Source organism: Nonomuraea sp. NPDC047897 (genome assembly GCF_043204415.1).
Lineage (GTDB): Bacteria > Actinomycetota > Actinomycetes > Streptosporangiales > Streptosporangiaceae > Nonomuraea.
In genome coordinates this window covers 1-6708 of the sequence record NZ_JBIDCC010000033.1, presented here as the reverse complement: position 1 = coordinate 6708, position 6708 = coordinate 1, and the positions used below count along the sequence as shown (strand labels likewise).

Here is a 6708-nt window from a genome sequence, read left to right as displayed (position 1 = left end):
CTTCGGCACCCGCTTCGGCAGACCCGACGCCGTCGCCCCGTCACGCACCGGCTCCACCACGGCCTGCGCCGCGTTCCAGCCCTCGTCCGCCTTGGACGTCCCCCAGCTGGCGCTGGCGTCGCCGTGGTCGAACCAGGCGGACTCGACCGAGGCGAAGATCGGCAGGAACTCGTCGCCGGCCGAGGCCGGTTTGACGACGGGGATGGGGCCGGTGGCCGCCGCCTCGGTCTCGGGGAAGTCGTAGCGGGGGCGCCGTTCGGGCTGCTCCGGCTCGGCCCGGTCCGCGGCTCCCCAGCTCGGCGGCTCGTCGGCGGGCGGCTTGGGCGGGTTGTCGCCGTCGCCGTTCCAGCCGCCGGCCGCCCGGGACGGCACCCACACGTCCGAGGTGTCGTATCCGCCGCCGCGGGGGGCGCCGGCGGCGGGCGGTGGTGACCAGGTCTCCGCTTCGGACGGCCACTGCGGCATGGACGGCCAGGCGGCGGCGGTGTCCGTCGACGAGTAGGAGGGGTGGCCGGGCCCCATCTGGTAGCCGCCGCTCGGCCACTGCGGGGTGGCGGCCGCGGGCTGCGGCGTCAGGTGGATCTCGTCGCGGCCGACGGCCGGCGTTCCGGCGTGGGTGGGCGACGGGGTGGGCGACGGGGTGCCGAGCAGCGACTCGGGCAGCAGCACCATCGCGGTGAGACCGCCGCCGCCGTGCGGGCGGAGCTGGACGCGGATGCCGTGCCGGTGCGCCAGCCGGGCGACCACGAACAGGCCCATCCGGCGCGAGACGGAGACGTCGACGATCGGGGCGTCGAGGAGGCGTTCGTTGGCGGCGAGGAGCTCTTCCTGGGTCATGCCGATGCCGGCGTCGGTGACCGACAGCATGACGCCGCCGCCGTCGATCCGGCTGCCGGAGACGGTGACGCGGGTCTCGCGCGGGGAGAACGACAGGGCGTTCTCGACCAGCTCGGCGAGCAGGTGGATGACGTCGTTGACGGCCTGGCCGGCGATCGAGACGCCGTCGGGCACCTGCAGGACGACCCGCTCGTAGTTCTCGACCTCCGACAGGGAGGCCCGCGCGACGTCGATCAGTTTGACGGGGTTGCTCCATCGGCGCGGTGGCTCCTGGCCGGCCAGGACCAGCAGGTTCTCGCTGTTGCGCCGCATACGCGTGGCCAGGTGGTCCAGCTTGAACAGGTTCGCCAGCCGGCTCTCGTCCTGCTCGCCCTGCTCCAGACCGTCGATCAACGTGATCTGCCGCTCCACCAGCGTCTGGCTGCGCCGCGACAGGTTCACGAACATCGCGTTGACGTTGCTGCGCAGCCGCGACTCCTCACCCGCCAGCCGCACGGCCTCCCGGTGCACCTCGTCGAAGGCCCGCGCCACCTCACCGATCTCGTCGCTGGAGGAGACCTCGATGGGCGGCACGCGGATCGTCTTGGCGTCGACCTCGCCGTCGCGCAGCTTCCGGACCAGTTCGGGCAGCGTCCGGCCGGCGACCTTGAGCGCGTCGCCGCGCAGTCGCCTGAGCGGCCGGACGAGCGAGCGGGCCATGACGGCGGTCATCGCGAGGACCATGAGGAGCAGCACGACGACGATGATGATGTTGACCCCGGCGAGCTGCTTCTCGCCGCCCTGGATGTCGCTGCTTCGCGTGGCGATCTGCTCGGACAGCGACTTCTGCACGGCGTGCAGCCCGTCGATGGTCTCGGTCATGGAGTCGAACCAGCGGCTGACGTCGCTCACCGTCGCGGGGTCCAGCCGCCGCAGGGGCAGGCCGGTGTTGTGGAGCAGCACCGCCCTGCTCGTGTAGAGCTCGCTTCGGCCGATCTTCTGGCTGGCGACCGTGTTGTCGTAGAACTGGCGCTGGGCCGGTGTGGCCACGGCGCGGAAGGCGGCACGTTCGCTGAAGCGCCGGGAGCGGGCGTCGAGGAAGGCGTTGAACTCCGTCTCCAGGAAGGAGTCCCTGACGAGGGCGATCGTCAGCAGGCCGCGCTGCTGGGACGCCTCCTCCTCGGCGCGCGCGACGGCGCGCACGGCCGCGCTCGCCGCGATGAGCTGCTCGTCCGTCGAGCCCTTGCTCAGCTCGTCGAACAGTTGCAGCATCGAGGCGATGGTCTCGGAGTACTTCTCCATGGTCGGCAGCGCCGGGAGCTGCGAGGTGACCACGGTGCGGCGCAGGGAGGCCAGCTGGCCGAGCCGGGTGCGGGTGTTGCGCAGCGTCTTCTTGCCCAGTTCCGACAGCGACGGCTCGGCTGCCGTGGCGACCCCGTGGATGCGTTTCACGCTGGCGTCGACCACGAGCTGCTGGCGCCTGTACTGGTCGCCCTCCGCCGGCTTGCGGTTGGAGGCGACGTAGCGCGCCGCCATGTCCCGTTCGAGCGCGAGATCGCGGGACAGCTCTCCGAGCTGGGACACCAGGGCGCCCACGTCGCTGAACCGCTGGTACTGCTGGACGCTGTTGATCGACCCGGTGACACGCAGGGCGCCGAAGAGGACGGCGACGAGGGTGGGGACGGCGATGAGCGCGATGAGGCGGGTGCGGACCCGCCAGTTGCGCAGCGCGAACGGGCTGCCCGGCTTCGGCAGTTCCGTGGGGACGTCCTCGGCCACGGCCGGTTCCGGCACGTCGGGACCCCTACGACCAGGTTCGGTCGTTGTCGTCGTCACTGGTGGCAACCTCTCGCCATGGGCCTGCTTCGGGATGCGCGGCATCGTCACGCCAACGAGATGATCGCAGGCTGGTACGCCCCAATTTGAGCACAAACCTCAGGGATGAGCCAACGCATCACGGTTTACATCGTTCCCACGACGAGCCGGCGGGTAGTCGGCAGGCACTTGCCGACGCCACGGCAGGACAAAAAGGCTTTTATCCGGATATGTACAGACAAATCTGACATTTAGTGGATAGCACCATATACGTGGTATAGCGCTTCAGCTCTGATCTTCTCTCCGGTACGCTTCACGCCCGGCATCCATCGGTGCCCATCTCCAGAAGCTTCCCCTGGTAGGAGAACCCCTCATGAGACGCATACTGCGCTGTCACGCCGTCGCCCTCGGCGTCGCAGCCGCACTCACCCTTGCCGGCTGCGGTGGGAGCGGCGACGCCCCTGACGCGGCGGCCGGCGGCAAGGGATTGGAGAAGACCACGATCAAGGTCGGCGGTCTCCCCATTCCCGACGTCGCCCCGCTGCACATCGCCATTGCCAAGGGATATTTCAAGGACGAGGGTCTCACAGTCGAGCCGGTGATCATCACCGGCGGCGCGGCCGCGATCCCCCAGGTCAAGAGCGGCGCCCTGGACATCTCCCAGAGCAACTACGTCTCGAGCTTCCTGGCGGCCAGCAAGGGCGAGAAGCTGAAGATGGTCGCCGACATGTATCAGGCCGCCCCCAACACCTTCAACGTCATGGTCCCCAAGGATTCGCCGATCAAGACGGTGGCGGACCTCAAGGGCAAGACCGTTCTGGTCAACAATCTCAAGAACATCGCCCAGCTGGCCGTGACGACCCAGTTGAAAGTGGCCGGCCTCAGCGACACGGACGTCAAGTTCGTGGAGAAGCCGTTCCCGGACATGGCCAACGCCATCAATTCCGGGCAGGCCGACGCCGGTTGGCTGACCGAGCCGTTCATCACCTCCACCCAGACCCAGTTCGGCTTCCGCAAGCTCGTGGACACGATGACGGGCCAGATGGAGGACTTCCCCATCGCGGGATGGATGGCCACCGACGAATGGGCCCAGAAGAACCCGAAGACGCTGGCGGCCTTCCAGCGGGCGATCTCCAAGGCGCAGGCACTCGCCTCCAATGACCGCAAGGAGGTGGAGAAGGTGCTGCCCACCTACACGAAGATCGACGCGCAGGTGGCGTCCGTCATCACCCTGGGCAGCTACCCGAGCGAGTTGAACGAGAACCGGCTGCAGAAGGTGGCCGACGTGATGCTCGAGTACAAGTACCTGGACAGCCCGATCGCCGTGAAGAACTACATCGTGACGGCTGCCGGCGGATGATCGCGGCACGGCTGCTCCGTGGCCTCGCAGGTGCCGCGGGGTTCCTCGTCGCAGGCGAGCTGGTCCTCCGTTTCGCGCTGAGCGACGACCTGGTCTTCCCTCCGCCCTCGGTCGTGCTGTACGAGGCGGCGCGCCTGCTCGCCGACGCCGACTTCCTGGCCGGCGTCGGCACGACCCTCAGCAACTGGGCGATCGGCCTGCTGATCGCGGTCGCGGTGGCCGTCCCGCTGGGAGTGCTGCTCGGCGCCCTCGCGCCCGTGGAGCGAGCGGTGCGGCCGCTGCTGGAGTTCCTGCGCCCCATCCCCTCCGTCGCGATCATTCCGCTCGCGATCCTGCTGATCCCGGTGGACGCGGCGATGAAGGTCTCCGTCATCGTCTACGCCTCCGTCTGGCCCATCCTGGTCAACACGCTGTACGGCATGCACGACGTCGACCCGGTGGCGAAGGACTCGCTGCGCAGCTTCGGGTTCGGGCCGCTGGCCGTGCTCCGCCGGGTCAGCCTGCCCAGCGCCGCCCCGTTCGTCGCGACCGGTGTCCGGATCTCCGCCGGGATCGCTCTCATCCTCGCCATCAGCGCCGAACTGCTGGCCGGCGGCGCCGCGGGGATGGGGGTGTTCGTGATCCAGGCCGCGAGCGGGAACAGGACGGACCTGATGCTGGCGGCGACATGCTGGGCCGGCGTCTTCGGGCTGATCTCGAACACGACGCTGATGGCCGCGGAGCGCCGGCTGTTCCACTGGCATCGGATGCGGGCGGGGGCGGCGGAGGCGTGAACGTGCTGGCAAGGCTCTGGTTCGTCCCCGCCGTGATCGCCGTCTGGGAGATCGTCACCCGTGGTGCCGGGAGCACCGACTTCCCGCCGCCTTCGGCGATCGTGCTGCGCATGCACGAGATGTGGTTCTCCGGGCCCGCCTCCCACCTGTTCCTCACCGATGACGCGCTGGCCAACATCGTGCCGAGCCTGCAACGCATGTTCGGCGGCTGGATCCTGGCCGCCGTGCTCGGTGTCGCGGTGGGCGTGGTCCTCGGGCGCAGGCCGAGGGTGGCCCAGTACTTCGACCCGCTGTTCGAGTTCGGCCGGGCCATCCCGCCGCCCCTGCTGATCCCGCTCTTCCTCGTGCTGTTCCAGGCGGGCCTGCCGATGCACCTCGCCACGATCGTGTTCGGGGTGATCTGGCCGGTGCTGCTCAACTCCATCGACGGGGCGCGGGCCGTGGACCGGACCTACACCGAGACGGGCGTGGTCTTCGGCCTGTCGAGGGCCCAGCGGCTGCGGATGATCGTCATCCCGGCGGCGTCCCCCAAGATCTTCGCCGGGCTGCGCCTCAGCCTGTCACTCGCGCTGATCCTCATGGTGATCTCCGAGCTCTTCGGCAGCAGCGACGGCATCGGCTACCAGCTCCTCCAGGCCCAGCGCGGCTTCGACACCCCGGGGGTCTGGGCCACGATCGCCCTGCTCGGGCTCCTCGGCTACCTGGTGAACGCGCTGTTCGTCCTGGTGGAGCACCGCATGCTGCTCTGGCACCGGCAGGCGGGCAGAACCACGTGAGCGCCGCGCCCCGCGGCCTCACGGATCTCACACCTCATGAACCAAGAGAAGGCAAAGGACATATGTCCCACTCGGACGATCTCCTCTGGGAAGCGGTATCCGGTCTCTCCCGTTTCTCGGCCCTGCTGACCATGGCCGAGCTGGGCGTGGCCGACCACCTGGCACACGGGCCCAGCACGACGGAGGAACTGGCCGGGCGTTGCGGAGCGCATGCCCCCTCGCTGCGCCGGGTCCTGCGTGAGCTGACGAGCATGGGCCTGGTCCGCCCGGCCGGAGCGGACCGCCACGACCTGACCGAGCGGGGAGCCGTCCTCCGTTCGGACGCCCCGGACTCGATCCGCTCCTCCATCCGCATGCTCGGCGAGGAGGGCTTCTGGTACGCCATGGGCAACCTCCCGGCGACGGTCCGCACCGGCAGGTCGGCGTTCGCGGCGCAGTTCGGCAACCTGTACGAGCACCTGGCCGCCCGTCCCGAGACGAGCCGGCTGTTCAACGACTACATGCGGGCCAGAGCCGTCACCTTCACCGAGGGCCTCGCGAAGCGCTACGACTTCTCGCAGGCCGGCACCATGGTGGACGTCGCCGGAGGCAAGGGGCACATCCTCGCCACGGTCCTGCACGCCAACCCCGGCATGCGGGGTGTCCTGTTCGACCTCGAACACGTCGCCGAGGGCGCCAGGGAGTCGCTGGCCGCCGAGGGTCTGGCCGGCCGGTGCGAGGTCGTGGCGGGCGACTTCTTCGCGGGGGTGCCCGCCGGCGCGGACGTGTACCTGCTGGCCAGCGTCCTGCACAACTGGGGCGACGACGACGCGGTCCGGATCCTGCGCAACGTCCGCCGTGCGATGGCCCCCGCCGGGCGCGTGCTGGTCCTGGAGGTGGTCCTGCCCGACGACGGGGAGCCGCATCTCGGCAAGGATCTGGACATGCGGATGCTGGCCATCTTCGACGGCGCCGTCGAGCGCAGCCGCCAGGAGTACGCGGCCCTGTTCGACCGGAGCGAGCTGAAGCTGACGAACGTGATCGAACTCGGCGCGGGCGCCTCCCTCATCGAGGCAGTGCCGAGCTGACGGACCCCGCTAGCCGCTCCAGCCTGGCACGGCCATCCGGACCGTCAACGCGTGTTCGACCAGATTGATCAACGCGCTCTTGACCGAGTCCTTCGACCGGG

At 69.5% G+C, this 6708-nt stretch carries 5 protein-coding genes; 4 read left to right on the top strand and 1 reads right to left on the bottom strand.

What is annotated here, in order from left to right; translation table 11 throughout:
* A partial coding sequence (locus ACGF0J_RS38000; protein ID WP_393154164.1) for a nitrate- and nitrite sensing domain-containing protein occupies positions 1-2610 on the bottom strand: 2610 nt, incomplete at its 3' end.
* A gap of 394 nt (positions 2611-3004) precedes the next feature.
* On the opposite strand from ACGF0J_RS38000, the gene ACGF0J_RS37995 reads away from it, so the two are divergent.
* The 4 genes from ACGF0J_RS37995 (at position 3005) to ACGF0J_RS37980 (ending at position 6607) form a co-directional block, all read left to right on the top strand.
* Positions 3005-3991: an ABC transporter substrate-binding protein gene (locus ACGF0J_RS37995; RefSeq protein WP_393154162.1), complete on the top strand. Its 987-nt coding sequence runs from the start codon at positions 3005-3007 to the stop codon at positions 3989-3991.
* On the top strand, positions 3988-4764 hold the full coding sequence (locus ACGF0J_RS37990; protein ID WP_393154160.1) for an ABC transporter permease: 777 nt from the start codon (positions 3988-3990) through the stop codon (positions 4762-4764). Before ACGF0J_RS37995 ends, ACGF0J_RS37990 begins: the two co-directional genes overlap by 4 nt.
* Positions 4761-5540, top strand: coding sequence for an ABC transporter permease (locus ACGF0J_RS37985; RefSeq protein WP_393154158.1), 780 nt, complete (start codon positions 4761-4763; stop codon positions 5538-5540). The genes ACGF0J_RS37990 and ACGF0J_RS37985 overlap by 4 nt, the downstream gene beginning before the upstream one ends.
* A gap of 62 nt (positions 5541-5602) precedes the next feature.
* Positions 5603-6607 carry a methyltransferase gene (locus ACGF0J_RS37980; protein ID WP_393154156.1) on the top strand — a complete coding sequence of 335 codons (1005 nt, stop codon included), beginning with the start codon at positions 5603-5605 and terminating at the stop codon, positions 6605-6607.
* Positions 6608-6708 lie beyond the last annotated feature (101 nt).